Source organism: Microvirga sp. CF3062, assembly GCF_036314045.1.
Lineage (GTDB): Bacteria > Pseudomonadota > Alphaproteobacteria > Rhizobiales > Beijerinckiaceae > Microvirga.
This window is the reverse complement of record NZ_JAYGGN010000005.1, coordinates 328,031-354,802: the sequence shown is the minus strand read 5'-3', so window position 1 is coordinate 354,802 and position 26,772 is coordinate 328,031. Positions and strand designations below refer to the sequence as shown.

Below are 26,772 nucleotides of genomic sequence, written 5' to 3'. Positions count from 1 at the left end.
CGGAGGCTGACATTCCATGAACCCGACCCGCTTCACCGCCGCCTGCATTCAGATGCGTTCCGGGCGCGACGTTCTCAAGAACCGCGACGATGCGGTGGCCCTCGTGCGCCAAGCGGCAACTCAAGGCGCGCATTTTGCCCAGACGCCGGAGATGACGTCGCTCGTCTGCCGTGACCGGGCCGAGCTCTTCGACAAGGTCGGGCCGGAGGCGCAGGACCCGGTGCTGGCGGCCCTGCGCGAGGTGGCGCGGGAGCGGGGAATCGTGATCCAGATCGGCTCCATCGCCGTCAAGGAAGGCGACAAGATCGCCAACCGGGCTTTCCTGATCGACGCGAGCGGCGACGTGGCGGCCTCCTACGACAAGATCCATCTCTACGACGTGGATCTGCCGAACGGCGAGAGTTGGCGCGAATCGGCCACCTATACGGGCGGTGCATCAGCCGTGGCGGCCGAGACGCCCTGGGGCTATCTCGGTATGACCATCTGCTACGACGTGCGCTTCGCCGCCCTCTACAAGGCGTTGGCCGAAAATGGCGCCTCCTTCCTGTCGGCGCCTGCCGCCTTCACCAAGCAAACGGGCGAGGCGCATTGGCACGTGCTGCACCGGGCGCGGGCCATCGAGACCGGCTCCTTCATGATCTCCGCCGCTCAAGCGGGGCTCCACGAGGACGGGCGCGAGACCTACGGCCATTCGCTCATCGTCGATCCCTGGGGCCGCGTGCTGGCGGAAGGCGGCACGGAGCCCGGCGTGTTCCTGGCCGAAATCGACACCGCTCTGGTAGCGGAGGTTCGCGGGCGCATCCCGACTCTCAAGAACGCCCGCCCCTTCAAGGTCGAAATCGTGCCCACCATCGAGACGGATCGGGCCGCCACGGCCTGATCCCCTTCCCTTTCCAAGGCTGAATCCTTACGTCTTAACCGGACATGATCAAGTACGCCCTGGCCTGCGAGCAGGCCCATGAGTTCGAGAGCTGGTTTCCCTCAAGCGACGCGTTCGAGACGCAGCGCAAGCGCGGGTTCGTGACCTGCCCGTTCTGCAACTCCGCGAAAGTCGAGAAGCAGATCATGGCCCCGTCCGTCGCGCGCACGGGCAAGATGCCAAGCGCACCGGCTCCGGAGCCGCAGCCTGTCGCCGTTCTTTCGGACCGTGAACGCGAACTGCGCGCGGCTCTGCGGGCCCTGCGCGAGCACGTGATGAAGAACGCCGAGAACGTGGGCAAGGATTTCGTCGAGGAAGCGCGCAAGATGCATTTCGGCGAGACGGAAGAGCGCTCGATCTACGGCGAGGCGGACCTTGCCGAGGCGCGAGCGCTCCTGGATGAGGGCATCGACGTGCTGCCGATTCCTGTCATGCCGGACGACAGAAATTAGGGACAGCGCCCCACCTGTTCCAACGTTTGAAAGTCAGGCTATTTCTTCGGCGCGATCAACTCGATTCCGAGTTGCGTCTCGTTTCTGAACGCCCAGATGCTCTTGTAGCCGCCCTTGTTCTCGTCGTCCTCGACAAGAAGCGCCGTTCCGCTGGAGCCTTTGCTGGTGAAGCTTGCGGCAAGGATGCGCTCATCGCCGATGGCAAAACCATCGTACTTTTCGCCGGCGATGTTCCAGGTGAGTTTGTACGTATCCTTGCTCGTTTGAACGATGGTCAGCGTTCCCGTGTAGTCGCTGTCGGGCTCTCCGTTGTTGCCCTTGACCGTGTACACGCCCGGACCTCCGGCCAGTGCCGGAACGCTCATGCTCATGGCAAGGCCCGTCAGGACCAGCCCGAAAATCTTAGACTTGATCATCTGTTTTCCCCAAGGCACTTCGGCCTCACTGGCGGTAGGTGAATTTCGAGATCGAGCAGACGTCGACCGAGCGTTTCACATGAGAGCTGCCATCAGTGAAGACCGCTTTGAAATCGTACTTGCACGCACCAGTGCCATCGTCGACGTCGATGTCGAACACCTCTCCGGCAGCCAGGGTATCCGAACCGAGGATGTCTTCCTCCCAGTCGTCCGTGCCGGTCGCGGAAGCGTAGAATTCGGACATGGTCATTCCGGTATCGTTGACGATATCGACATGCCGATTGGCAGCAGTCGCTGCACTGAAAGCGGACATGGCAAAAAAGCCGGTCACGGCGAGAGTGGTTAGGATCTTCAAGATTTGCCCCATGGGTTGCAACGGCGGCAGGATTGCCCTGCGGAATGCACCTCAGTTACAGCGAGCCTAGCTGTTGGGGACTTTTATTGTCTCGATTTAGCCAGATGCGGATCCGCAATAGCATAGCTTACGTTAAGGAACCATTGTTATCCGGAATGACCAATCCGGTCATTGTCGGGCTGAACTCTGCTCCAGAATCGACGTTTCAACCTCGAACCCACTTCATAGAGACCAGTTGCAGGGGCTCATTTGCCGGTTTTCTTCACCAGCGACACCCATTTCGGCGACTCCAGGGTGCTGCGCATCGACAAGCGTCCCTTCAAGACGATCCCTGAGCATGACGAGGCGCTCATCGCCAACTGGAACGAGGTTGTCTCGCCCGACGACGAGGTCTGGCATCTGGGCGACTTCGCCCTGCATGTGCGTCCGGAGCGGATTGAAGAACTGCTGGGCCTACTCAACGGCCGCAAGCACCTGATTACCGGCAACAACGATGGCGCGGCCACTCTAGCGGCCAAGGGCTGGGAGAGCATACAGGCCTATGCGGAACTCCACCTTGATGGGCATGCGGTGGTGATGTGCCACTACGCCTTCCGCACATGGAAGAATATGGGTCGCGGCTGGATCGACCTGCACGGCCACTCCCACGGCAAGCTCAAACCTCAAACCCGGCAATACGATGTAGGCGTGGATTCTTTCGACTACAGGCCCGTCACCCTTGAGACGGTGCTAGGCACGCGACGTCGGCGCATCGCCGCCAAGACCGCCTGATCCAGCAGAGTTCCTCCTGGTTTTGTGATGGGAGAAGGCCTCTTGGCGCTTTTCCTTCGAACATTTCGCCTTATGACCGGTTGGGCTCGAAAGGGTTTATGGATGGATCAGCCGAAAAGCGACCTGAGGCCGACGCGGCGCATCTCATTGATGCGCAGGTTCTTCGACAGCGAAGCCTCCGGCGGCATGATCCTCATGGGCGTGACGGTGATTGCCCTCGTGGTCGCTAACTCGCCTCTGGCTGGCGCTTATTTCGGCCTGCTCAAGACCTATGTCCTAGGCCTGAGCGTCCTGCACTGGATCAACGATGCGCTCATGGCGGTGTTCTTCCTGCTGGTAGGGCTCGAGATCAAGCGCGAGATGCTGGACGGACAGCTCTCCACCTGGCCGCGGCGCATGTTGCCCGGCATTGCAGCTCTCGGCGGCATGGTCGTGCCGGCGCTCGTTTATCTCGCCATCACCTGGAACGAGCCGCATCTCCGCTCCGGCTGGGCGATCCCAGCCGCCACCGACATCGCCTTTGCGCTCGGCGTGCTGGCTGTTCTTGGCTCCAGGGTGCCGACCTCCCTCAAGATCTTCCTGACGGCCCTGGCGATCCTCGACGATCTCGGCGCGATCATCATCATCGCCCTGTTCTACACGAGCGACCTGTCGCTGATGATGCTGGGAGCGGCCGCTCTCTGCCTCGTCGTGCTCATCGCCTTCAATCGCTTCGGCATCACGGCGCTCCTGCCCTACCTCGCCGTCGGTGCTGTGCTGTGGTTCTTCGTCCTGAAGTCGGGCATTCACGCGACGCTCGCGGGCGTTGCGCTTGCGCTCACCATCCCGCTTCAGGCCGACCCGAAGAAAACGCGCGCCGAGGATGCGCCCCTCCACCGGCTCGAGCACGCCCTGCATAAGCCTGTGGCCTATGCGATCATCCCGATCTTCGGCCTCGCCAATGCGGGCGTGCCCCTCTCGGGGCTTTCTCTCGATGCAATTTTAAGCCCCCTGCCGCTGGGCATTGCCCTGGGCCTCTTCATCGGCAAGCAGGCTGGCGTCTACGCCTTCTCGGAGCTGGCGATCAGGCTCAACCTCGCCGATGTCCCGGCCGGTGCGACACGTGCTCAATGCTATGGCGTGGCGCTCCTGTGTGGCATCGGCTTCACCATGAGCCTCTTCATCGGGGCGCTCGCCTTTCCGGACCAGCCGGAGTTGAGCGATGCCACCAAGATCGGCGTGCTCATGGGCTCGGCCCTGTCGGCGATTGCCGGCTATCTGGTGCTCAGCGTCGTGCCGCGCGAGATCCCGCTCAAGCCCTCGAGGCCAGCAGCATATAATTGACGGCCGTGTCGCGGGACAGGGACCAGCTGTCCCGCAATGGGCTGTAGGCGACGCCCTCGAGGTCATCGACCCTGAAGCCTGCGGTCTCAATGGCGGCGGTCAGCTCCTCGGGGGTGACAAACCTGTCCCATTCGTGGGTGCCCTTGGGCAGCCATCCCAGGATGTACTCGGCCCCCACGATGGCGGACGCGAAGGAGCGCAGGGTCCGGTTGATGGTCGCCATGACAAGCGCACCGCCCGGCTTCACGGCCTGGGCGCAGGCGCTCGCGAAGGCCTGCCGGTCGGCCACATGCTCCACCACCTCCATGGCGAGCACCATGTCGAAGGTCTCGGCCCTGGCGACAACCGCCTCCACCGTCTCGTTGCGGTAATCGACGGCCACTCCTGCACGCTCGGCATGAAGCCGGGCAACGGAGATGTTGGTGGGGGCAGGATCGAGGCCCGTCACCCGGGCACCCAGGCGCGCCAGTGGCTCGGAAAGCACGCCCCCGCCGCAGCCCACGTCCAGGATGGTGATACCCTCCAGGGAACGGGCTGAACGAGGGTCACGTTCGAAGCGGCGGCAGGCTTCATCGCGAATGTAGGCCAAGCGCACCGGATTGAACTTGTGCAGGACCTTCATGGGTCCCTTCGGGTCCCACCAGGTGCTGGCGATCTTGTCGAAACGGGCGACCTCGGCGGGGTCGATGGTGGTGGATGCGCCGTGGGTCATCGGAGCCTGATTCCCTGGAGAAAGAAATGATTTCCGCGCGTTGACAGGGCGCGGCCCTACCGTCATGTATACGCGCCTTTCGCGCCGCGAAGGGCAAAATTTTCCCTGAACCCTTAACGGCCTTCTTCGACCATGCCCCGTCTCGTCATGAAGTTCGGCGGAACATCCGTCGCCACCGTAGAGCGCATTCGCAACGTGGCCCGGCATGTGAAACGTGAGGTCGAGGCCGGCTATGACGTAGCCGTAGTGGTGTCCGCCATGGCGGGCAAGACCAACGAGCTCGTCGGCTGGGTCAAGGAGGCTTCCCCCCTCCACGATTCCAAAGAGTATGACGCGGTTGTCGCCTCCGGCGAGCAGGTGACCTCGGGTCTCCTGGCGCTTGCCTTGCAGGAAATGGGTCTCAAGGCTCGATCCTGGCAGGGCTGGCAGATCCCGATCATGACCTCGGACGCCCATGGCTCGGCCCGCATCGCCGCCATCGATGGCACCGGGATCATCAAGGGCTTCGCCGACTCCAGGCAAGTCGCCGTCGTATCAGGCTTCCAGGGGATGCATCAGCCCACGGGTCGCATCACGACGCTCGGCCGCGGCGGCTCCGATACCAGCGCCGTGGCGCTGGCTGCCGCCATCCAGGCCGAGCGCTGCGACATCTATACGGATGTCGATGGCGTCTACACCACCGATCCGCGCATCGTGCCTAAGGCCCGGCGCCTGGATAGGGTGTCTTACGAGGAAATGCTGGAAATGGCCTCGCTGGGGGCCAAGGTGCTCCAGGTGCGCTCGGTGGAGCTCGCCATGATGCACCGCGTTCCGACCTATGTGCGCTCCAGCTTCGACGACCCCGCCGATCCCAAGCTCGGCACCCTCATCTGCGACGAGGAAGACATCATGGAACAGCAGATTGTCACGGGCATCGCCTATTCGCGCGACGAAGCCCAGATCACGCTGCGGGACATCGCCGACAAGCCGGGCATAGCCGCTTCGATCTTCGTGCCCCTGGCCGAGGCCAACATCAACGTGGACATGATCATCCAGGTCGTGTCTGACAACGCCGCCACCACGGACCTGACCTTCACGGTGCCCACTGCCGATTACGAGCGGGCCTGCGCAATCCTGAACGCCCACAAGGACGAGATCCGGTTCCAGGATCTCCAGGGCGCAACGGACGTGGTGAAGGTCTCGGCCATCGGCGTCGGCATGCGCAGCCATGCGGGCGTGGCGGCACGGGCCTTCAAGGCCTTGGCCGACAAAGGCATCAACATCCGGGCAATCACGACGTCTGAGATTAAATTCTCGGTGCTGATCGAATCCGCCTACACGGAGCTTGCGGTTCGCACGCTCCACTCGCTATACGGCCTTGATCAAGCCTGATTGACGAGGGATTGGTCGGGCTGCGACAGTGAACATGCCGGCCGCCGGTCCGCCCTGCCGGCTCTGATAGGACGGGAACAGAGAAGCTCATGCCAAGCGCTCCCGGCGGTCCGCGCCTACTGCTGCGCCGCCTCCGCGAGATCATGGCGGAGCCGGTCGGGGCGCAGGACCGTCTCGACAAGATCGTCACCCAGATCGCCGCGAACATGGTGGCGGAGGTGTGCTCCGTCTATGTGATGCGCGGCGACGGCGTGTTGGAGCTATTCGCCACCGAAGGCTTGAATCGGGAAGCCGTCCACCTCACCGTCATGCGGTCGGGCGAGGGCCTCGTCGGCCTCATCGCCGCGACGGCTGAGCCCCTGGCCCTTTCCGACGCCCAAAGCCACCCGGCCTTCTCCTACAAGCCCGAAACGGGTGAAGAGATCTATCACGCCTTCCTGGGCGTTCCCCTGCTGCGCGCCGGCAACACGCTCGGCGTCCTCGTCGTCCAGAACCGCACCTACCGCGTCTACACCGAGGAAGAGGTCGAGGCCCTTCAGACCACCGCCATGGTGGTGGCCGAGATGCTCGCCACGGGCGAGCTGCAGGCCCTGGCTCCGGTCGAAACGGGCATTGCGCTCCGCCGTCCCGTCTACCAGAAGGGTGTCGCGCTGGCCGAAGGCGTTGGCCTGGGCCACGTGGTGCTCCACGAGCCGCGGGTGGTGGTCAAAAACCTCATTGCCGAAAATATCGAGTCCGAGCTGAAGCGGCTGGATGCTTCCATCGGCGAGGTGCGCCTGTCCATCGACCAGCTTATCGAGCGCGGCGATGTCGCCCATCACGGCGAGCACCGGGAGGTTCTGGAGACCTTCCGCATGTTCGCCCACGATCAGGGCTGGCTGAGGCGCATGCGCGAGGCGGTGACCTCGGGCCTGACGGCGGAAGCTGCGGTGGAGCGGGTGCAGTCCGACAACCGCGCCCGCATGCTGCGCCAGACTGACCCTTACCTGCGCGAGCGGCTGCACGACCTTGACGATCTCGCCAACCGCCTGCTCCACCAGCTGGTGGGGCGCGACTTCGTCACGGAGCGCGAGAACCTTCCCGAGAACGCGATCCTCGTGGCCCGTTCCATGGGCCCGGCGGCCCTCCTAGACTATGACCGCTCGCGCCTGCGCGGCCTCGTTCTCGAAGAAGGCGGGCCGACGAGTCACATCGCCATCGTGGCCCGCGCGCTTGGCATCCCGGCTGTCGGCGAAGTGTCGAACGCAACTTCGCTCACGGAACCGGGCGATGCCATCATTGTGGACGGCGCCGCCGGCGAGGTTCAGATCCGGCCCAATCCGGACGTCGAGGCGGCCTATGCCGAGAAAGCGCGGCTTCGTGCTCGCCGGCAGGAGCAGTATCTCAAGCTGCGGGACGTGCCCTCCGTCACCAAGGACGGGGTCGAGATCACCCTGCAGATCAATGCCGGTCTCCTGGTCGACCTGCCGCATCTGGCCGAGACCGGAGCCGCGGGCGTGGGGCTGTTCCGCACCGAATTGCAGTTCATGATCGCAGAGCGCATGCCCTCGGCCTCCGAGCAGCAGGCGCTCTACAGCACCGTCTTCGCGGAAGCCGGCGATCGGCCCGTAACCTTCCGCACCCTCGATATCGGCGGGGACAAGATCCTGCCCTACATGCAATCCGTCGAGGAGGAGAACCCGGCCTTAGGATGGCGCGCCATCCGCATCGGGCTTGATCGTCCGGGCCTGCTGCGCGCCCAGATCCGCGCCCTGCTCAAGGCGGCAGCCGGGCGCCCCCTGAAGATCATGTTCCCCATGGTGGCAACCTGCGACGAGTTCGAGCGCGCCAAGCAGTATGTGGAGCGGGAAAAGATCCACCTGGCCAACCATGGCCATCCGTTGCCGTCGGACCTGAAGCTCGGCGTCATGCTGGAGGTGCCTTCGCTCCTGTTCCAGCTCAAGGAAATCTGCGCGAGCGCCGATTTCATCTCGCTCGGCACGAATGACCTGATGCAGTTTCTCTTCGCCAGTGATCGCGAGAACCGGCGCGTGGCCGACCGCTTCGACCCCTTGTGCGCTCCGATGCTGAGAGCTCTGAACATGGTCGCCGAGCACGCCGAGGCTGCCGGCTGCCTGGCGACGGTCTGCGGCGAGATCGGCGGGCGCCCCCTCGAGGCCATGACCCTGATCGGCCTCGGCTTCCGTTCCCTGTCCATGTCCCCGGCATCCATCGGCCCGGTGAAGGCCATGCTGCTGGAGATGAACGTCGCGGATGTCAGTGCTCTGATCCGCGAGGAGCTGAAGAACGCCGGGGGCGGCCAAACGCTGCGCCCGAAGCTTGCCCATTTTGCGGAAACCCGTGGTATTCCGGTCTGATGTCGATTGCCCCTCCCTCTGATCGCCTGAACGCTATTCTCGCCCGCCATGACATCATCATGGCGACGCTCAATGCCGGGCCCGACCCGGAAACCTTCGTGGCCCTATCTCGCGAATTGTCCGAACTTGATGGCGTGGTGGAGGCCATCCGCGCCTACCGGGCGATGGAGGACAACCTGCATGGCCTGCAGGCCATGATCGATGATCCCTCGATGGATTCCGAGATGCGCTCGCTCGCCGAAGACGAGCTGCCCCAGGCCCGGGACGACTTGGAGAAGGCCGCCCAGGACCTGCGCTTCATGCTGCTGCCCAAGGACGAGGCGGACGAGAAAAGCGCCATCCTGGAAATCCGCGCCGGCACCGGCGGCGACGAGGCTGCCCTCTTCGCAGGCGACCTGCTGCGCATGTACACCCGCTATGCGGACCTCAAGGGTTGGAAGGTCGAGATCGTCTCCGAGAGCGAGGGCACGGCAGGCGGCTACAAGGAAGTGGTGGCCGAGATCAAGGGCCGGAGCGTGTTCGCCCGGCTCAAGTTCGAGAGCGGCGTTCACCGGGTTCAGCGCGTGCCGGACACGGAAACGCAAGGCCGCATCCACACCTCCGCCGCCACCGTGGCCGTGCTGCCGGAAGCCGAGGACGTGGACATCGTGATCAACGACGCGGACCTGAAGATCGACACCATGCGGGCGCAAGGCGCCGGCGGCCAGCACGTGAACAAGACCGAATCCGCCATCCGCATCACCCATATCCCCACGGGAATGGTGGTGTTTGTCCAGGACGAGCGCTCCCAGCACAAGAACCGCGCTCGGGCCATGACCCTGCTGCGCGCTCGCCTCTATGATGCCGAACGCACCGCCAAGGACGCGGCCCGTGCCGCCGACCGCAAGGCGCAGGTGGGCTCCGGCGACCGGTCGGAACGCATCCGCACCTACAATTTTCCGCAGGGGCGCGTGACCGACCACCGCATCAACCTGACCCTCTACAAGTTGGAGGAGGTGATCGCCGGCAACGCTCTCGACGAGCTGATCGACGCCATCGTGACCGAGCACCAGGCGGCCCAGCTGGCCGCTCAGGATCAGGCTGCATGATAGAGGGCAGGATTGAGGGGCTGAGCCACATCACGCTCATCACCCGCGATCTCGACCGCATGACCGACATCGTCGAAGGGGCGCTCGGCGGCCGGGAGATCTATTCGTCCGGCCACGATACCTTCTCCCTCTCCCGCGAGAAATTCTTTGATGTGGGCGGGCTCTGGATTGCCGTGATGGAAGGCGAGAGCTTGCCCAGTCGGACCTACAACCACATCGCCTTCAAGATTCCGGCAGCCGCGATTGACGAGTACCGGAGGCGGATCGAGGCGTTGGGACTGGAAATCCGCGAGTCCCGGCCCCGTGTCGAGGGTGAAGGTTACTCGCTCTATTTCTACGACGACGACAACCACCTTTTCGAGCTGCATACCGGCACCCTGGAAGAGCGGCTGGAGCGCTACCGGCAGGGTCGCGTTTCTTGAAGACCCGTGCCGAGGCCCTGAGGGAGCTGCGCCGGACCCTCACCGAGGCCGGGTTCGAGACCGCAGCCCTGGACGCTCGACTGCTCCTGCTCGAAGCCCTTGGGATCTCCGCCACGGACCTGATCACGGGTCCCGATGTGTCCCTGACACCGGAGCAGAGCGAGATCCTCTCCGCATTCCTCCAGCGCCGCCTGAATCATGAGCCGGTGGCCCGGATTATCGGCGAGCGGGAGTTCTGGGGCCTGCCCTTCCGCCTCTCCCCGGAGACCCTGGTCCCGCGCCCGGATACCGAAACCTTGGTCGAAACCGCGCTCGACCTGCTTCCCGACCGGCAGGCGCCTCTGAGGGTCGTGGATTTCGGCACCGGGTCAGGCTGCATCCTGGTAGCCCTTCTGCATGAGCTGCCGAATGCTACCGGCCTCGGGGTTGATCTGTCCTTTGGTGCCCTTGTGACAGCGCGCGCCAATGCTCGTGACAATCGGGTTGGCAACCGCTGCCATTTCGCCCTGTCACGCTGGGCCGATGCTGTGTCGGGCCAGTTCGACCTGATCGTCTCGAACCCGCCCTACATCGCCTCCGAGATCATCCCGACCCTGGACGATGAGGTGCGGGAGCACGACCCTCGGTTGGCCCTAGATGGTGGCCCCGACGGTCTGGAGCCCTACCGGATCCTCCTGACTGAGGCGGAGCGTCTGCTGGCCCCCGGAGGGCTGCTGGCGGTCGAGATCGGCTACGATCAGGCCGAGAATTTAACGAGCTTGGCCAAGGTCCACAGCCTTGAAGTCCTGAAGATCGCACACGATCTATCAGGCAACCCGCGCTGCGTCGCCATGAAGCGATTGTGATGGCCCGGGTGAGGCTTTCTTGCCCCAGAACGGGATAAAGTCGGAAATAGCCCTTGTTGGACCGAGAGGAACCCGCTAGATTCAGGGTAGAGATCGTCCTCGGTCTAAACAAATCGACAGCCCCTGAACGGGCATGCCGGAAGACCAAACGATATCAATCGCGCAGGCAGGGGCCTTTAAACGAAACGGCCTGGCGCGATCACCTGAACCCGACACTGAAGGATGGCCGAGCTTCTTGAAGGCTATGGCTGAACGACAGACGGTTTGCCACGCGAACGGTGGGCGTTGAGCCCGTTCGTTGAATATTGGCTTGCATATCGCGTGGGCTTTAAAGAACCAGCGAGGCTCGTAGAGCGAAAAATGAGACCAGGACAAAACAGGCGTATGCGCGGTCGTCCCAACAACAACCGCAGTAACAACAATAACAAGGGTCCCAATCCCTTGACGAAGAGCTATGAGTCGAACGGCCCGGACGTGAAGATCCGCGGCACGGCTCAGCATGTCGCCGAGAAATACAGCCAGCTTGCCCGCGATGCCCAGTCCAGCGGCGACCCGGTGGCGGCCGAGAACTATTTCCAGCACGCCGAGCACTATCTCCGCATCATTGCGGCCGCCCAGGAGCAGCTGCGCGAGCAGTACGGCTACCAGCAGCAGCGGTCCCTCGATGAGGATGGCAACGAGGAAGAAGGCTTCACCCAGGGTGAGCGCCCGAACTTCGAGCGTGCGGGCGGCGGCCAGGACTTAGGCAACGGTGACGAGGGCGATTACGGCTCCCAGCCACAGCCTTACGAGAACCGGGCCGAGCGCCAGCCGCGTTTCGACCGAGGGGATCGCCCCGAGCGTAACGACCGTCAGGACCGGGGTGACCGTCCCGAGCGCACCGATCGTCCGGAGCGCAACGACCGCCAGGATCGCGGCGACCGTCGCGAGCGCTTTCAGCCGCGCGACCGCGCTCCGCGCCAGGACTTCCAGCCGCGCGACGAGCAGCCCTTCGAGGCCCGCTCCGAGAACGGCGAGCGCACCGAGCGCAATGAACAGCGCCCTGCCCGCTTCGACCGTGGCGACCGCCCCGAGCGTAACGACCGTCAGGATCGCGGCGACCGTCCCGAACGTACCGATCGCCCGGAGCGCAATGACCGCTTCGAGCGTGGTGACCGTCGTGAGCGCTTCCCGCGCGACCGCCGCCGGGATGACGAGGCGTCCGACCAGGGCACCCTGCCGGCCTTCCTGACGAACCCGGTCCGTACACCCGCTCCGATGACTGAGACGGAGGCTCCGGCCCCCGCGCCGGTGATGCAGGAAGCGGCCAACGACGAGGCTGCGACCCGTCCTCGCCGCCGCCGCCGCACCCGCCAGGAGATGATCGACGCGGCTAATGCCGAGAACGGGGGCTTCACCCCGGATCCGGTCGAGACCCCGGCCGCCGAATAAGGCAGATCAGAACTGCGATACGAAAAAGGGAGAGCCAGGCTCTCCCTTTTTTGTTGCCTGCTTTCGAGGTGGGGCATGCCGCTCAAGGTAGCAGATAGCCCACAGCCCAAACGTCGTCCCACTTCAACTTCGGCCACTCAAAAATCCAAGCTAGGAGGGAATAGAGGCTCAGGAGAGCCAATCCCGTCATCAGGCCGGAGATCAGAGCCAAGGCAAGGTGAGACGACCCCAGCCAAACAGCTATGGCGGTCATAATCGATGTAACGAAAATGCCGAGAGCGATCAGAAGCCTAACGCGTTTCTGCTCCATCTACGCTCTCCATGCCGCGAACTCGGCATAACATTAGATTTGCTTGAGTAATGCACATTGGCAAGGGCAGGTCTGTGGTGGGCAAATCAAAGCGCCAGTTCGGCCTGCTCCCGCTCCAGGCTCCCGCCTGCTTCGAGCGAACCGTCACCCACCACCTCGGCATAGATGCCGCAATCGAAATGCCCATAGGCCTTCATCAGGCTCTTGGGGATCTCCAGGTCGCGGATGCCGGTGTCCGGGTCCACGTTGGTGGCGGCGCAGCGCTCGATGCGCTTGGTGATTTTCAGGCGCACGCCCGAGGCTGCGGTCAGCACCTGGCCGACGAGATCGAACTCGGCCCAGGGCGCGAGCCCCTCGATGTGGATGTTGCCGCGAAAGCGCAGAGGATCGACGGGCGCGCCGACCACGTTTTCCAGCTCCCGCACGCTGGCGAGATTGATGAGCGAGACGAAGCCGCGCCGGGAATCGGTGAAGCGGAAGCCGTCCGGGGCGGTGAGCACCTTCGGCGGGCCGCGCAGTTCCTTCGGCATGAAGCGGCGGAAGTAGGCCTCGATGGCAAGACGCCCCCCGGGGGTGGAGAGATCGCCGCGGGCCACCTCGCGACCGCCCTGCTCGATGAACAGGGTCGTGATGGAGTCGATGTAGCGGGTTTTCAGCCGCGTCAGGCTCTCGTTCCGCATCAGCATCAGGAACTTGATCTTGGGCTGATGCTGCGGGTTGCCCGGCTCGAACCCGGCCGGGCCGTTCTCGATGGCAAAGAGCCGGTCGCCGGGAAAGTAGTCCCCCTTCTTGAGGGTGATCGAGGACAGGGCTTCGGGCGAGAGGCCTTTGACGGGATAGCGCTGGAGCGAGGCGATGCGGATGGTCATGCAGCCATGGATACGGTCTCAGCTTGAGACGAGCAAGGTGAACGCGAGTGCTATGCCCGGGTTGCGAGCTCGTGCCTTGCGAATTCACCGGCCTGTGGACCGAACCACCCCATCGGCGCGTTAGGCCACATGGGGCTTATACCGGCTGATTCGGGGCCTCTGCCATGGCACAGGTTCAGAGAACAACGCAGCATCAGGACAACCGACTTTTAGCGGCCCTGGCGCCGGACGATTTTGCATTTCTGGAGCCGCATCTCGCCATCGTCGACCTGCAGCGAGGTCAGACCCTCTACGAGGTCGGTGAGACCATCGTGCATACCTACTTTCCTCACGATGGCATGGTGTCCCTCGTCACCATCATGCATGACGGCAAGTCCGTCGAGATGGCGACTTTCGGCTGTGAGGGATTGTTCGGCCTGGTGAGCGCATTCGTGACCCGCCAATCGTTCGGGCGCTATATCGTCCAGCTCAGCGGCACGGCCTCTCGAACCGAACTCAACACGATGCACGAGGCCATGGCGGCTCGGCCGGCCATCCAGCAGCTCGTCCTGCGCTTTACAGAAGCGCTCATGGCACAAACGCTCCAAGCCGTGGCGTGCAACGCCGTTCACAGCGTGGAAGCCCGTTGCTGCCGCTGGATCCTCATGAGCCAGGATCGCGCAGGCCAGCCTGATCTGCCGCTCACCCAGGAGTTCCTGGCGGAAATGCTCGGGGTTCAGCGCTCGACGGTCAGTGACGTTGCCCGGGCCATTCAGGACAAAGGGCTGATCCGTCTGGGCAGAGGCATCATCACGGTTACGGATCGCCCAGGTCTCGAGGCTGCCTCCTGCGAATGCTACGAAGTCATCAGGCAGAAATTCGAGCAGCTTCTGCCGCATACCTATCAGCGGGGCTGAATAGGGATGCCTGCCGCAGTGAGCGGGTTCCTTGAGATTGTTCGGCGGCAATGCGCGTAAAAAGCCCTGCCACATGGCAGGGCTCTGTTGCTTTCAACCAAGTGAACTCGGGCTTATGAGGCATCCCCCGAGCGGGCGACCTTGGTGCGCTTGAGCTCGGGCTCGAAGTAGCCCTCACGAGCCGGGATATGATCCTCGTTGGTGGTCTTAGGGTTCATGCCCTCGTTGGCGGTCTGGTGCTCAGGGATATTGCTCTGGGGGCCGGCCTCCTGCTTCATGCGCAGCGCCTTCTCGGCATTGGCCATCAGCTCCTCGCGGGCCTTCTCGGCCTTGCGCTTCTTGGGGCTGAACATGGAAAAAATGTCTGAAAGGGCCATAGTGACTTACTCCTTGGCGCGGGAGAGGACGCCGTCCTCTTCGTCGCTGCGATGGGTCGGCGGGGCTTTGACGTTCTGACGCGAGACGGGGATGTCGCGGGAGGTCGCGATGGTGCCGGTGGAATCGCCGATGTCGCGGGCCGCCTCGTTGGCCTTCCCACCTTGATCGTCCCGGATCACCCGGCCGTTCTCGGTGGTGTCGCCGAAGGTCTCCGGCGTCACGGAGGGCTGCTGCTCGACTGGGCTTTGCGGCACGCCCAAACCCATCTCCGCGTTGCGGGCAAGGTCGGCACGGGCTTTTTCGGCCTCCGAACGCGGGTCGCGTGTCATGGGAACCTCCTCAAATCGTTGCTGGGTCAATGCCAGCGCGGCGAGCCGGTTCCCCCTCTTGTTGTGGCGAATGGGACACACCAATTAAAGCGCATCGTACGGAAAAGTGGATCCGGTTTTCCGGGCCAAACGATGCGCACCTAAAAATGAGCATCGGATGGACCCCAAAAGTGGAATCCACTTTTGAGTCCGATGCTTGAGCGGATGCCTCGTCGATGAGGGTCCGACATCGCAGGGTTGGCCTGTGCCTCCAAGAGGGCGGGCCGACCTGAGGAGGGATGATTGATGAATTTCGAGAAATACACCGAGCGGGCCCGGGGCTTCGTTCAGGCGGCCCAGAATCTCGCCATGCGGGAAGGCCATCCGCAGCTGTCGCCGGGCCACGTCCTGAAAGTCCTGCTGGACGATCCGGAGGGCCTCTGCGCCGGTCTCATCGACCGGGCCGGCGGACGCTCCCGTGACGCCCATGCGGCGGTCGAGCAATGGCTCGCCAAGCAGCCGAAGGTCTCCGGCTCCGCTGCCCAGCCCCAGGCTACCCGCGACCTGATGCGCTTCTTCGACACCGCCGAGAAGGCCGCCGAGAAGGCGGGCGATTCCTATGTCACCGTCGAGCGGATGCTGCTGGCGCTGGCTGTCGAGAAGGACTCGGACGCCGGAAAGATCCTGGCCCAGGCCGGCGTGACCGCGCAGGGCCTCAACACCGCCATCAACACCCTGCGCAAGGGCCGCACCGCCGACAACGCGACGGCGGAGAACGCCTATGATGCGCTGAAGAAATATGCCCGCGACCTCACCGAGGCGGCCCGCGACGGCAAGCTCGATCCCGTGATCGGCCGCGACGAGGAAATACGCCGCACGATCCAGGTTCTCTCGCGGCGCACCAAGAACAACCCGGTGCTCATCGGCGAGCCAGGCGTCGGCAAGACCGCCATCGTCGAAGGCTTGGCTTTGCGAATCGTCAACGGCGACGTGCCGGAGAGCTTGAAGGACAAGCAGCTGCTCGCGCTCGACATGGGATCGCTGATTGCGGGTGCCAAATATCGCGGCGAGTTCGAGGAGCGCCTTAAAAGCGTGCTCAGCGAAGTGACGTCGGCTGAGGGCGGCATCATCCTGTTCATCGACGAGATGCACACGCTGGTCGGCGCCGGCAAGGCCGATGGCGCCATGGATGCGTCGAACCTCCTGAAGCCTGCGCTCGCCCGCGGCGAGCTGCACTGCGTCGGCGCGACCACGCTTGATGAGTACCGCAAGCACGTGGAGAAGGACGCGGCGCTCGCCCGTCGTTTCCAGCCGGTCTTCGTGAGCGAGCCCACGGTGGAAGACACCGTGTCGATCCTGCGCGGCCTCAAGGAGAAGTACGAGCAGCATCACGGCGTGCGCATCACCGACTCGGCGCTCGTGGCCGCAGCCACGCTGTCGAACCGCTACATCACCGACCGCTTCCTGCCGGACAAGGCGATCGACCTCGTCGATGAGGCCTCGTCGCGTCTGCGCATGCAGGTCGACTCGAAGCCGGAAGAACTCGACAACATCGACCGCGAGATCGTGCGCCTCAAGATCGAGCAGGAGGCTCTCAAGAAGGAGACGGATGCGGCTTCCCGCGATCGCCTCGAGCGCCTCACGAAGGAGTTGGCAGAGCTCGAGGAGCAGTCCGCTTCCATCACCGCCCGCTGGAAGGCCGAGAAGGACAAGCTCGGCACCGCGGCCGATCTCAAGAAGAAGCTCGAGGAGGCCCGCAACCAGCTGGCCACTGCACAACGCAACGGCGATTGGGCCAAGGCCGGCGAACTCTCCTACGGGGTCATTCCGGGCCTGGAGAAGCAGCTTACGGATGTGGAGGCCCACGCCGATGGCGGCGGGCTGATGGAAGAGGCCGTGACACCCGACCACGTGGCAGGCGTCGTCTCCCGCTGGACCGGCGTGCCTGTCGACAAGATGCTGGAGGGCGAGCGCGAGAAGCTGCTGCAGATGGAGCAGGCGATCGCCAAGCGCGTCGTCGGCCAGGCCGAGGCCGTGACGGCCGTCTCCACCGCCGTGCGGCGCTCGCGTGCAGGATTGCAGGATCCGAACCGGCCCATGGGCTCGTTCATGTTCCTCGGCCCAACAGGCGTCGGCAAGACGGAGCTGACCAAGGCGCTGGCAGGGTTCCTGTTCGACGACGAGACCGCACTCGTCCGCCTCGACATGTCGGAATACATGGAGAAGCACTCGGTCGCCCGGCTCATCGGCGCGCCTCCCGGCTATGTGGGCTACGAGGAAGGCGGCGCGCTCACCGAAGCCGTCCGCCGCAGGCCCTATCAGGTGGTGCTGTTCGACGAGATCGAGAAGGCGCATCCGGACGTGTTCAACGTGCTGCTGCAGGTGCTCGACGACGGACGCCTCACGGACGGCCAGGGCCGCACCGTGGACTTTCGCAACACGCTCATTATCATGACCTCGAACCTGGGCGCCGAGTATCTGGTGAACCAGAAGGAAGGCCATGACACGGACGAGGTGCGCGACGAGGTCATGGGCGTGGTGCGTCAGCACTTCCGGCCCGAGTTCCTCAACCGGGTGGACGAGATCATCCTGTTCCACCGGCTGCAGCGCAGCGAGATGGGCGCAATCGTGGACATTCAGCTCGGCCGCCTGCAGAAGCTGCTCACCGATCGCAAGATCACCCTCGAGCTCGACGAGGAAGCCCGTGCCTGGCTTGCCAACAAGGGTTACGATCCAGCCTATGGCGCGCGTCCATTGAAGCGCGTGATCCAGAAGCACGTGCAGGACCCGCTGGCGGAGCTGATTCTTGCCGGCGATATCAAGGACGGCGAGACCGTGCCGGTGCATGCGGGTCCCATGGGCCTGATGATCGGCGACGTCACGGTCAGCGGCACCGAGCGCCCGCCGCAGGGCGTGCGGCTGAATTAAGCTGTAACGATTGGAAAAAGAAAATGGCCGGGCGCTCGCCCGGCCATTGTTGTATGTCAGCAATTCAGTGTCATTCCGGCCGGAGCGCAGCAAAGGGGAAAGGCATCCATGGCGCTGAGCCTGATCGTGGATCCCCTTCCCAGCCTTCGGCCGCCAGGGATGACACTCTCCACGTCATGGCCGGGCTCGTCCCGGCCATCCCGGTTGGAAGAGCGCGGCGCCTCTCGAAAGCGAGATCACCGGCACAAGGCCGGTGATGACGTGGAGGGGGTGATGTGTGGTTACTCCGCCGCCACGCGGAAATCGTCTTCGTCGTTCATCGGCAGACCGGCATCGTCGATAGCGCGGTCCGGAGCGGGTGATCGTGCGCCTTCACGCAAGAGCCTGTCCTTGTCGGTGCGCTCGCCCTTATCCTCACGCAGTTCACGCTTCAAACGGCGAAGCTGCTTGGCGGTTTTCTGCAGGGCAGCCCGGAAGGCGGTATAGAGGTCCTTGTCCTTGGCTTCGCCGCTCATGATCTTGAGCGCGCCCATCTGCATGTTGACCGTGCACCGATAAGTGATGCCTTCGCGGGCAACGTGCACGGTGGCCGTGCTCAACCGCCCAAAATATTTTCCGGCGACCTGACGGATGTTCGTTTTCGCATATTCGGGGAAGTTGTCGCCCAGATCGACAGTCGAGCTTTGCACCAGGATGTTGTTATCGGCGCCTTCGAGATCCATTCGCTCCTCCTTGGTGAAGGTTCGATGGCTAACGGCGCGACTGCAAGAAGGTTTCGCTGTCCATGAAACAAAACCTGTCCTGCCAAGGTTATATGCTGTTTAGGGTCTGCGGGCCCGCCCACCCTGCTGCTCCACATCGACCACGGCGACCTCGATGGTCTCGGAGCGGTTGTCGCGGACGATTTGAAGCTTGACCGTGTTGCCCACGCCGACCCGCTCGAGCCTGTCGGTCAGGTCCGACAGGTGGCGCACAGGCGCATCCTCGACACCCACGATGACATCGCCGATGATGCCGGCCCGCTGGTCCACCCCGCGAAGCCCTGCCCGATCGGCCGGCGAGCCCGGCACCACATCCGCCACGACCACGCCGGTCACACCAAGCTGAGCGGCGAGCGTCTCGTCGCCGGCGAGAATGCCGATGCCCGGTGTCGGCACGCGGCCGGTGCGGATGAGTTCCGGCACGACCCGGTTCACCACGTCGACAGGAATCGCGAAGCCGATGCCTGCGCTGGTACCGGAGGGCGAATAGATCGCCGTGTTGACGCCGATCAGCCGCCCGGCGGAATCGAGCAGCGGGCCGCCCGAATTCCCTGGGTTGATTGCTGCGTCGGTCTGGATCACGTCGGCGACCTCGCGCCCGCCGCTGGTGGGCAGGCGACGCTTGAGCGCGCTGACGACGCCTGTGGTGAGCGACTGGTCGAGACCGAACGGATTGCCGATGGCATAGGCCGTCTGCCCCACCTTCAGGTCGGCCGAGCTTCCGACGTTCACGGGCGCCGGCAGAGACCCCTGGCGCTGGAGCCGCAGGACCGCGAGATCGTAGTTCGGCGCCCGTCCGATCACCTCGGCCGGACGCACCTCACCGGAGGCGAAACGCACAGCGAAGGAAGCACCGTTTTCCACCACGTGATGGTTCGTCACCACATGCCCTGCCGCGTCCCACACGAAGCCCGTGCCGGAACCGGCCGGCTCAGCCTCAGTCGTCCGTCCGCGCCCCTGCAGCGCCACCACCTGCACCACCGAGGGCGCCACCGTCTCGAAAACCTGGATCGTCGTGCGCTCGAACTCCGCCAGATCGCCCCGTGCCGCGACGGGCCGCGGCTCTCGGGCGGAATAAAAATAGGAGTTCACGTAAGGCTGCAGCACTAGGATGGCGAGCAGCACCGCCACGACCAGCATGATGATTCGCGTCGTCCGGTCCTGCATCGTGCCTCCTGCTCCTGATCAGCCCCTCTCACAACGGACACGCTTGATCGAAGTTCATCTCGAATCGATGCGTCTCGTTCAAGGAACCCTGTGTCCGCCACCTGCTTGTCCCTGCGGATGGATGGTTGAGCTTGCCCGGCGAAAGGCAAGTCCTCACCTGTTCGGTTGATTCAGGAGGATGCTGCCTTGCATGATCCGTCACCGCCGGGAGGCGCGACCCGTCCTGCTGTTCATGCGGGCATCTTCCCGACCTTCTTTCTGTCCGGGTTCGAGTGCTCCACCTTTATCTGGAAGGATCAGGGCCGCCGGGATCTCGTGGCCGAGACCCAGCACCGCGAGCATGTGGACGAGGATTACGCCTTCCTGCGCTCGCTCGGCATTGCTGTGGCGCGCCAGGGCATTCCCTGGCCCCTCGTGGACAAGGGCGGCACTTACGACTTCTCGGGGCTCGATCCCTTTATCGCAGCCATGAACCGCCACCAGATACTGCCGATCTGGGACCTGTGCCATTACGGCTATCCCGACGATGTCGATCCTTTCGCCCCCGACTTCGCTGAGCGCTTCTCATCTTATACAAAAGCGGCGGCGGAATACGTGACGCCGCGGATCCGGGGACCGCATTTCTTCACGCCGATCAACGAGATCACCTTCTTCGCCTTCATGGGCGGCGAATGGGGCTGGACGGCGCCGTTCCGCAAGTCCGACGAAGACCGCCGCCGCCTGCGCCTTGCCCTGTGCAAAGCCGACATCGCGGCCGTGAAGGCGATCCGCGAGGTCGACGCGCAAGCGCGCATGGTCCACATCGATCCGCTCATTCTCGTGGTCGCGCCGCGAGACCGCCCCGACCTCAAGGACGAGGCGGATCACGAAACCTTTACGGACACGTTCTATGCCTGGGACGTGATCGCCGGACGGCGCCACCCGGAGCTTGGCGGTTCACCGGAGGTGCTCGATATCGTCGGCGTCAACGCCTACTCGTTCGGCCAGATGGAATACCGCGAGAACGGCCCGCACGCCTCGCTGGAGCCGCATGACGAGCGCATCCGGCCGTTGGGCGATCTGCTCACCTTCGCCTGGGAGCGCTACCGCCGCCCGATGATCGTCGGCGAGACGAGCGGGTTGCGCGAGGGCCGCCCCGACTGGCTGTGCGACATCGTCGAGGAATCGCTTGCCGCCGTGCGCAAGGGCATCGACCTGCACGGGGTGTGCCTGTTCCCCGCCGTCGACATGCCCGACTGGCACAAGGGCGGATGGCTGCACAACGGCCTGTGCGATCTGGTGGAGGAGAACGGACGCCTGAAGCGCGTACCTTACCAGCCCTATATCGACGAGCTGCGGCGCTGGCAGAAGCGGTTGAACCGGGTGACAGAGCTCGACGAGGATCCGTTCAGCGATCCCGTCAATCTCGACGACATCAAGCATGCAGCCGACACGATGCAGATGAGTTCGGATAAGAACTGGCACTGACGGCGGCTTCGCTTGGCGCCTGAACCAAACATTCCCGCAAACGTTCGCTCTCACAGTCCGATTGCAGGAGAATCCTCGATGTCACGACATCTCGTGATCGCCAGCCTCATGGCCGCGTTTGCCGTTCCCGCCCTGGCCCAGCAGGTTCAACAGAACCAGGCCATTCCGTTTTCCGTCACGCCGCAGCCCGCCGAAGGCCAAACCAATCCGGCCCTCGGGCAGAATGCGCAGGAGCGCCAGCAGCGTACGCAGCAGGGCGGCGCGCCGCAGGATACGCAGACCCAGGCCCGCCAGGGTCAGGCCAACAGCGCACCGGCCGCCATGGGTCAGGAGCAGTCGCAGGCAGACCGGCAGTACATACAGCAGGCACTGGCACTGAGCACCGTGTCGCTGCAGCAATCGAACTTCGCTCTCACCAAGGCGCAGAATCCGCGTGTGAAACAGTTCGCGGAGTTCGAGGTCGGCGAGCAGAACCTGCTCACCGAGATCATGCATTCCTTCGCCGACCCGAACGCCACTGCGTCCACCACTCGCGGGGCTCAGGCTGCAGCCTCAACCGCACCTGAGCTGCCGGCAAAGGACGCGCAGGCAATGGAGCGTCTGTCGAAAGCGTCAGCGGGAGCCGCCTTCGAGAAGGATTACGTCGCGCTGCAGATCCAGGGGCACCAGGAATTGCTGAAGCTGCAGGAGGATTATCTCAAGCAGGGCTCCGGCAACCGTGAGACCACGAATGTCGCCAAGCTCGCACGCAATCAGATCCAGGAGCATCTGACCATGCTGCAGGACATCCAGAAGGAGCTTGGCCGCTAGAGCATCGTCCAGCCCTGCTTTTCACGGTCGCAGGGTCGGAACACCCGTCCCGAACAGGACGTTGGCTCTGCGAGACTTTTTAGCCATCAGTCTGCTGAAACCCAAGAAGAGGAATAGCCCCATGGCGCAAGACAAACGAGGCCGCCCTCCCGAGCCGCCTGTCGATGAAGTGCTGAACGAGATCGCGCAGGAAGAGACCGGCGACGACTTCGTCGCAGGACCGACTCAGCGCAACGATGTCGGCAACACCAAACGCGCGGCCGCCAAGGCGACCGGCGTGATGGGTGCCTCGAAAAAGCTCGATCCCGATCTCGACATCAGCCACGTGGACGACAACCGCGTGAAGAGCGGCTCGAATGCAGGCCTTCACTCCTTCAAGGAGGTTCCGGAGGAGGAAGACGACGATGCCGGCTTCCAGATGTCGAACGAGGAGATCGCCGAGGGCGTCAACACTACCGCCAACAAGAGCCCGGCGCCTCGCACAGCTCAGACGGAAGGCTCGCTGGGACCTACGGGCATGAGCGGCGGGGCGGCCTCCCGCGCCCGGGTGCCGGCTCCCGGCAACGCCGTGGACGTGCCCAAGGGCACCCTGGTGCGCGGCCATCCCACGGCTAGCCAATCCGGCGGAAAGTCGACCTCCTCCACGGGCGACGAGAAGCCGCCGAAGCGTTCTGCCCGCGCCCATAGCGGCCAGCAGCAGCGGCCCCTCTCGAAGGGCGGTAACGAAGAGCGCTAGCTGGTGCTCATAATCGCGTCATCCCGGAGGGAATCAGCCATCCGGGATGACGCCACTGCATAGCTGTCTCTACGGAAGGTGGAGTGACAGCCCCCGGCCTCCCGCTTTAAGGATTGTTCAGCCGAACCGGCAGTGACGACATAAAACGGTCGAGGAAACGCTCATGGACAGAAGAAACGTTCTCAAAGGCGCAGGTCTGGCAGCTGCAGCAGGCGCGGTCGCATCCCCGGCCATCGCGCAGGCGCAACCGGACGTCCGCTGGCGCATGGCATCGGCCTATCCGAAAAGCCTCGATACGCTCTTCGGCGCAGGCGAGATGATCTCCAAGCGGGTGGCCGCCGCCACGGACAACAAGTTTCAGATCCAGCCGTTCGCTGCCGGCGAGATCGTCGGCGCGCTTCAGACCCTCGACGCCACGCAGAACGGCACGGTCGAGTGCTCCTACACCCTGTCGAGCTTCTTCATCGGCAAGGACCCGACCTTCATGTTCGAGACCTCGGTGCCGTGGGGCATGAACGTGCGCCAGCACAATGCCTGGATGTACTACGGCGGCGGCCTCGACCTCGTGCGCGAGTTCATGAAGGACTACAACGTCTACCCGATCCCGGCCGGCCAGACCGGCGCGCAGATGGGCGGCTGGTTCCGCAAGGAGATCAAGTCCATCGCGGACCTGAACGGCCTGAAGATGCGCATCGCCGGCATGGGCGGCCAGATCATGCAGAAGCTCGGCGTGGTGCCCCAGGTGCTCGCCGCTGGCGACATTTATCCGGCGCTGGAGCGCGGCACCCTCGATGCGGTCGAGTTCTCCGGCCCGCACGACGACGAGAAGCTCGGCTTCGTGAAGGTGGCCCAGTACTACTACTACCCAGGCTTCTGGGAAGGCGGCGCGCAGCCCTCGCTCTACGTGAACATGAACAAGTGGAACGAGCTGCCCGCCAACTACAAGGCGATTCTGGAAGCCGCCTGCGCCGAGGCCAATGCCATGTGCGTGGCGAAGTATGATGCGCAGAATGCCGACGCGATCCGCCGCCTCGTGGGTCAGGGCGTGCAGCTGCGACCCTTCCCGCGTGACATCATGGAGCAGAGTTACAAGGAAGCCTACAAGCTCTACGGCGAACTCGCGGCATCCAACGCCAAGTTCAAGAAGGTGTACGATTCCTGGAACGTCTTCCGCGAGAAGGAGCTCACCTGGTTCCGCATCGCCGAGCTGCCCTTCGACTACTTCGTCAACCAGCAGCAGGGCCAGCCGCGCTGAGCGTTTCTCGATGAACAAAAACGGCGCCGAAAGGCGCCGTTTTCATTTCGGCGAAGGGAGGATCAGAGCTTGGCCTGATGCGTTGTCTCCACGACAGAAACAAGCGATCCGATAAGGGAGACAGCCATGACGGATCAGAAACGCAGTGAGAAGTCCGAGCAGGACAACACCAAGCGCGACGACGATAAGCAGGCCGAGAACAAGAAGAAGCACCAGGAAGAGCTTCTCGATGAGGGCGTGGAAGAGACCTTTCCCGCCAGCGATCCGGTTTCCGTGAAGATCACGAAGTAAATCTCGAACGTTCATCGCACCCCAGGCCCGCCTGGGGTGTTTTGCTTGTTCTCAGTTGCGGCTTGCCACCGCGACGCCCAAGGCCGCGAGAGCCATGCCGGCGAGCTGGATCAGGCTCAGGGTCTCACCGAAGAACACGAAGGCCATGAGGGCCGCAACCGGCGGCACGAGATAAAGCAATGTCGCTACGCCCACCACGGCGCCCTGCCGGATCAGGAACAGCAGCAGCCCGATGGCTCCAATGGAGAGACCGAACACTGCCCAGGCGAGCGCGCCGAGGAGCGGCAGCGTGAGGTCCATGCGCCCTTCTTCCAGCAGCAGCATCAGCGGCAGGGTGACGATGGCAGCGCCGATATATTGGATGGTCGCATTGACCCGCAGGTCGAGATTGCTGCCGGTACGCTTCTGCCAGATCGTCCCGAAGGTGATGGAGAGCATGCCAAGCACGCAGATGAAGAGCGCCAGCGGCGGCACGCCGCCATCCCCGAGCTTCGGAGCCACCACGAGAGCTGCCCCCATGAAGCCGATGCCGATCCCGGCCCAGCGCCGCGGCGACACCCGCTCGCCCAGCAGAGGCCCGGCGAGAAGGCCCGTGGCCAGCGGCTGGAGGCCGGCCACGAGGGCGGATATCCCGGCCGGCAGCCCATGCTTGACCGCCCAGAACACGCCCCCGAGATAGAATCCGTGCAGGAGAACCCCGGCGATCATGCTGTTGCGCCAGTCGCTCCACCTGCGCGGCCAGGAGACCCGCGCCACCACGACGATGCCGGCCAGCACGAGGGTGGCGAGCACGTAGCGCACGAACAGAAACGTCAGCGGCTCGGCATAAGGCGCCACGAGGCGCGCCACGACGAAGCCGGTGGCCCAGATGAGCACGAAGAGTGGCGGCGCAAGGCGGGCGAAGAGGGATGGGTTCATGGGGTGATGCAGAGTGGAAGCCGTAAGAGAGGAAAGGCCTTGTAGGCCCGAGCCTCAGTGTTTGTCGATCCGTGCAACCTCATCCAAATGTCGACGTCGAGGTCACAGCAGAGTGGCCCCGGCTCTCCGAAACCTGATAGCCTGACACAGGACATTTCCTTGCCCTTGACCCCTGCCGCACCATCTCCCGCCTCCTGGAGACCCCGCTGTTGAACCGCCTTCGCCTCTGGCTCGAACTCGTCGCCATCGCGTCCACCCGCTTCGTGCTGCACGATGCCTGGGCGATCGCGAGCCATATCGCCCTCTCGGTGCTGACCTCCATGTTTCCGTTTCTCATCCTGGTGACGGCGCTGGCGAGCCTGTTCGGCACCGGGACCCTGGCGGACGAGGTGGCGGACATCATCCTGGAAGCCTGGCCTCGGGAGATCGCCGGCCCCATCGCGGGCGAGGTGCACAATATTCTTTCGGTCAAGCGCAGCGACGTGGTGACCCTCGGCCTCGTGCTCGCCCTTTATTTCGCATCGAGCGGCGTCGAGAGCCTGCGGGTCGGGCTCAACCGTGCCTATGGTGTGCGCGAGACCCGCGCCTGGTGGCTGACGCGGCTCGAATCAATCGCCTTCGTGATCGCCGGAGCGCTCATGCTGCTGGCCCTCGCCCTGCTCGTGGTGCTCGGCCCGTTCCTGTGGCGATTCGTGCTCGCCTGGGTGCCGGCGCTGCAGCCCTTCGACGGTATGATCGCATTCCTGCGCATCGGCGTTGCAACCACCGTCATCGTGGTGGGCCTGCTGCTCGCCTACAAGCTCGTCCCATCGGGGCGGCGGAGTTTGCGCGCGGTGCTGCCGGGCGTGGGCGTGACGCTGGCCCTCTGGCTCCTCGGCGGCTTCGCCTTCAGCTGGTATCTGGAGTTTTATCCGGGGGCCTACGCCTCCACCTATGGGGGGCTGGCCACCGCCATGGTGGCGCTGATCTTCCTCTACACTCTGAGCGCGATCTTCCTGTTCGGTGGAGAGCTCAACGGCACCATCATCCTGGCCAAGCGCCGCCGCCTCGGCAAGGAACCGAAGCCCGAGCACCTGAAAGACGTGATCGCCCTGCCCTGACCGGACAGTCTATCGAAGGATTCAGGGGGTGAGGATCACCATCAGGACGAGCCCGAACAGGCCGATGGCAGCAATGCCGATGAGGCTGAGCCAGGGGTGCTTGCGTTGGTTGTCCG

Annotated in this window: 27 protein-coding genes; 18 read left to right on the top strand and 9 right to left on the bottom strand. The window is 64.0% G+C overall.

Features of this window, described 5'->3' with window-relative positions; all coding sequences use genetic code 11:
* Window positions 1-16 precede the first annotated feature (16 nt).
* Together VB618_RS11880 and VB618_RS11875 are read left to right on the top strand one after the other, a co-directional pair.
* Window positions 17-880: a carbon-nitrogen hydrolase family protein gene (locus tag VB618_RS11880; protein WP_329796861.1), complete on the top strand. Its 864-nt coding sequence runs from the start codon at window positions 17-19 to the stop codon at window positions 878-880.
* Window positions 881-924: 44 nt separating this feature from the next.
* Entirely contained in the window at window positions 925-1,371 is a 447-nt protein-coding gene (locus VB618_RS11875; RefSeq protein WP_329796860.1) for a DUF1178 family protein, read from the top strand.
* Between the two features lie 38 nt (window positions 1,372-1,409).
* On the opposite strand, the gene VB618_RS11870 is transcribed toward VB618_RS11875, so the two are convergent.
* Together VB618_RS11870 and VB618_RS11865 are read right to left on the bottom strand one after the other, a co-directional pair.
* Window positions 1,410-1,787 carry a hypothetical protein gene (locus tag VB618_RS11870; protein ID WP_329796859.1) on the bottom strand — a complete coding sequence of 126 codons (378 nt, stop codon included), beginning with the start codon at window positions 1,785-1,787 and terminating at the stop codon, window positions 1,410-1,412.
* Between the two features lie 25 nt (window positions 1,788-1,812).
* Window positions 1,813-2,142, bottom strand: coding sequence for a hypothetical protein (locus VB618_RS11865; protein ID WP_329796858.1), 330 nt, complete (start codon window positions 2,140-2,142; stop codon window positions 1,813-1,815).
* A 249-nt stretch (window positions 2,143-2,391) separates the two neighbouring features.
* Between VB618_RS11865 and VB618_RS11860 the strand changes: the two genes are divergently transcribed.
* Entirely contained in the window at window positions 2,392-2,913 is a 522-nt protein-coding gene (locus VB618_RS11860) for a metallophosphoesterase family protein (protein ID WP_329796857.1), read from the top strand.
* 102 nt (window positions 2,914-3,015) lie between these two features.
* Window positions 3,016-4,236: a Na+/H+ antiporter NhaA gene (nhaA, locus tag VB618_RS11855; RefSeq protein ID WP_329796856.1), complete on the top strand. Its 1,221-nt coding sequence runs from the start codon at window positions 3,016-3,018 to the stop codon at window positions 4,234-4,236.
* On the opposite strand, the gene ubiG is transcribed toward nhaA, so the two are convergent.
* Window positions 4,205-4,948: a bifunctional 2-polyprenyl-6-hydroxyphenol methylase/3-demethylubiquinol 3-O-methyltransferase UbiG gene (gene ubiG, locus VB618_RS11850; protein WP_329796855.1), complete on the bottom strand. Its 744-nt coding sequence runs from the start codon at window positions 4,946-4,948 to the stop codon at window positions 4,205-4,207. The two genes, nhaA and ubiG, sit on opposite strands and share 32 nt — an antisense overlap.
* Before the next feature lie 132 nt (window positions 4,949-5,080).
* Here ubiG and VB618_RS11845 point away from each other — a divergent pair, with 132 nt between their 5' ends.
* The 6 genes from VB618_RS11845 to VB618_RS11820 all read left to right on the top strand — a co-directional run bounded on the left by VB618_RS11845 (window position 5,081) and on the right by VB618_RS11820 (window position 12,462).
* Window positions 5,081-6,319, top strand: a complete 1,239-nt coding sequence (locus VB618_RS11845) for an aspartate kinase (protein WP_329796854.1) — start codon at window positions 5,081-5,083, stop codon at window positions 6,317-6,319.
* Between the two features lie 89 nt (window positions 6,320-6,408).
* Entirely contained in the window at window positions 6,409-8,676 is a 2,268-nt protein-coding gene (ptsP, locus tag VB618_RS11840) for a phosphoenolpyruvate--protein phosphotransferase (RefSeq protein WP_329796853.1), read from the top strand.
* Complete coding sequence (gene prfA, locus VB618_RS11835) at window positions 8,676-9,764, top strand: peptide chain release factor 1 (RefSeq protein WP_329796852.1); 1,089 nt, start codon at window positions 8,676-8,678, stop codon at window positions 9,762-9,764. Before ptsP ends, prfA begins: the two co-directional genes overlap by 1 nt.
* Window positions 9,761-10,186 carry a FosX/FosE/FosI family fosfomycin resistance hydrolase gene (gene fosX, locus VB618_RS11830; protein WP_329796851.1) on the top strand — a complete coding sequence of 142 codons (426 nt, stop codon included), beginning with the start codon at window positions 9,761-9,763 and terminating at the stop codon, window positions 10,184-10,186. Before prfA ends, fosX begins: the two co-directional genes overlap by 4 nt.
* Window positions 10,183-11,031: a peptide chain release factor N(5)-glutamine methyltransferase gene (gene prmC, locus VB618_RS11825; RefSeq protein ID WP_329796850.1), complete on the top strand. Its 849-nt coding sequence runs from the start codon at window positions 10,183-10,185 to the stop codon at window positions 11,029-11,031. The genes fosX and prmC overlap by 4 nt, the downstream gene beginning before the upstream one ends.
* A gap of 384 nt (window positions 11,032-11,415) precedes the next feature.
* Window positions 11,416-12,462: a DUF4167 domain-containing protein gene (locus tag VB618_RS11820; protein ID WP_329796849.1), complete on the top strand. Its 1,047-nt coding sequence runs from the start codon at window positions 11,416-11,418 to the stop codon at window positions 12,460-12,462.
* A gap of 396 nt (window positions 12,463-12,858) precedes the next feature.
* Here VB618_RS11820 and VB618_RS11815 read toward each other — a convergent pair whose 3' ends face one another.
* Entirely contained in the window at window positions 12,859-13,641 is a 783-nt protein-coding gene (locus VB618_RS11815; protein ID WP_329796848.1) for an MOSC domain-containing protein, read from the bottom strand.
* A 164-nt stretch (window positions 13,642-13,805) separates the two neighbouring features.
* Here VB618_RS11815 and VB618_RS11810 point away from each other — a divergent pair, with 164 nt between their 5' ends.
* Window positions 13,806-14,537 (top strand): Crp/Fnr family transcriptional regulator, encoded by a 732-nt coding sequence (locus tag VB618_RS11810; RefSeq protein WP_329796847.1) that lies wholly within the window; start codon window positions 13,806-13,808, stop codon window positions 14,535-14,537.
* Window positions 14,538-14,650: 113 nt separating this feature from the next.
* On the opposite strand, the gene VB618_RS11805 is transcribed toward VB618_RS11810, so the two are convergent.
* Together VB618_RS11805 and VB618_RS11800 are read right to left on the bottom strand one after the other, a co-directional pair.
* Complete coding sequence (locus VB618_RS11805) at window positions 14,651-14,914, bottom strand: hypothetical protein (protein ID WP_329796846.1); 264 nt, start codon at window positions 14,912-14,914, stop codon at window positions 14,651-14,653.
* 6 nt (window positions 14,915-14,920) lie between these two features.
* Window positions 14,921-15,244 (bottom strand): hypothetical protein, encoded by a 324-nt coding sequence (locus VB618_RS11800; protein WP_329796845.1) that lies wholly within the window; start codon window positions 15,242-15,244, stop codon window positions 14,921-14,923.
* A gap of 285 nt (window positions 15,245-15,529) precedes the next feature.
* Between VB618_RS11800 and clpB the strand changes: the two genes are divergently transcribed.
* The gene (gene clpB / locus VB618_RS11795; RefSeq protein WP_329796844.1) at window positions 15,530-18,151 is read left to right on the top strand and encodes an ATP-dependent chaperone ClpB; all 2,622 of its coding nucleotides are present in this window, start codon (window positions 15,530-15,532) and stop codon (window positions 18,149-18,151) included.
* 281 nt (window positions 18,152-18,432) lie between these two features.
* Here clpB and hpf read toward each other — a convergent pair whose 3' ends face one another.
* Both hpf and VB618_RS11785 read right to left on the bottom strand, forming a co-directional pair.
* On the bottom strand, window positions 18,433-18,873 hold the full coding sequence (gene hpf / locus VB618_RS11790) for a ribosome hibernation-promoting factor, HPF/YfiA family (RefSeq protein ID WP_329796843.1): 441 nt from the start codon (window positions 18,871-18,873) through the stop codon (window positions 18,433-18,435).
* Window positions 18,874-18,972: 99 nt separating this feature from the next.
* Entirely contained in the window at window positions 18,973-20,079 is a 1,107-nt protein-coding gene (locus VB618_RS11785) for a S1C family serine protease (protein WP_329796842.1), read from the bottom strand.
* Window positions 20,080-20,265: 186 nt separating this feature from the next.
* Here VB618_RS11785 and VB618_RS11780 point away from each other — a divergent pair, with 186 nt between their 5' ends.
* From VB618_RS11780 to VB618_RS11760, 5 genes are all read left to right on the top strand, one after another.
* Entirely contained in the window at window positions 20,266-21,546 is a 1,281-nt protein-coding gene (locus tag VB618_RS11780) for a glycoside hydrolase (RefSeq protein ID WP_329796840.1), read from the top strand.
* Between the two features lie 78 nt (window positions 21,547-21,624).
* Window positions 21,625-22,356, top strand: a complete 732-nt coding sequence (locus tag VB618_RS11775) for a DUF4142 domain-containing protein (RefSeq protein WP_329796839.1) — start codon at window positions 21,625-21,627, stop codon at window positions 22,354-22,356.
* A gap of 121 nt (window positions 22,357-22,477) precedes the next feature.
* Window positions 22,478-23,092, top strand: a complete 615-nt coding sequence (locus tag VB618_RS11770; protein ID WP_329796838.1) for a hypothetical protein — start codon at window positions 22,478-22,480, stop codon at window positions 23,090-23,092.
* A 163-nt stretch (window positions 23,093-23,255) separates the two neighbouring features.
* The gene (locus VB618_RS11765; protein ID WP_329796837.1) at window positions 23,256-24,347 is read left to right on the top strand and encodes a TRAP transporter substrate-binding protein; all 1,092 of its coding nucleotides are present in this window, start codon (window positions 23,256-23,258) and stop codon (window positions 24,345-24,347) included.
* Window positions 24,348-24,473: 126 nt separating this feature from the next.
* Complete coding sequence (locus VB618_RS11760) at window positions 24,474-24,638, top strand: hypothetical protein (protein WP_329796836.1); 165 nt, start codon at window positions 24,474-24,476, stop codon at window positions 24,636-24,638.
* A 51-nt stretch (window positions 24,639-24,689) separates the two neighbouring features.
* Here VB618_RS11760 and VB618_RS11755 read toward each other — a convergent pair whose 3' ends face one another.
* Complete coding sequence (locus VB618_RS11755; protein WP_329796835.1) at window positions 24,690-25,556, bottom strand: DMT family transporter; 867 nt, start codon at window positions 25,554-25,556, stop codon at window positions 24,690-24,692.
* 209 nt (window positions 25,557-25,765) lie between these two features.
* On the opposite strand from VB618_RS11755, the gene VB618_RS11750 reads away from it, so the two are divergent.
* Complete coding sequence (locus VB618_RS11750; protein WP_329796834.1) at window positions 25,766-26,656, top strand: YihY/virulence factor BrkB family protein; 891 nt, start codon at window positions 25,766-25,768, stop codon at window positions 26,654-26,656.
* Window positions 26,657-26,772 lie beyond the last annotated feature (116 nt).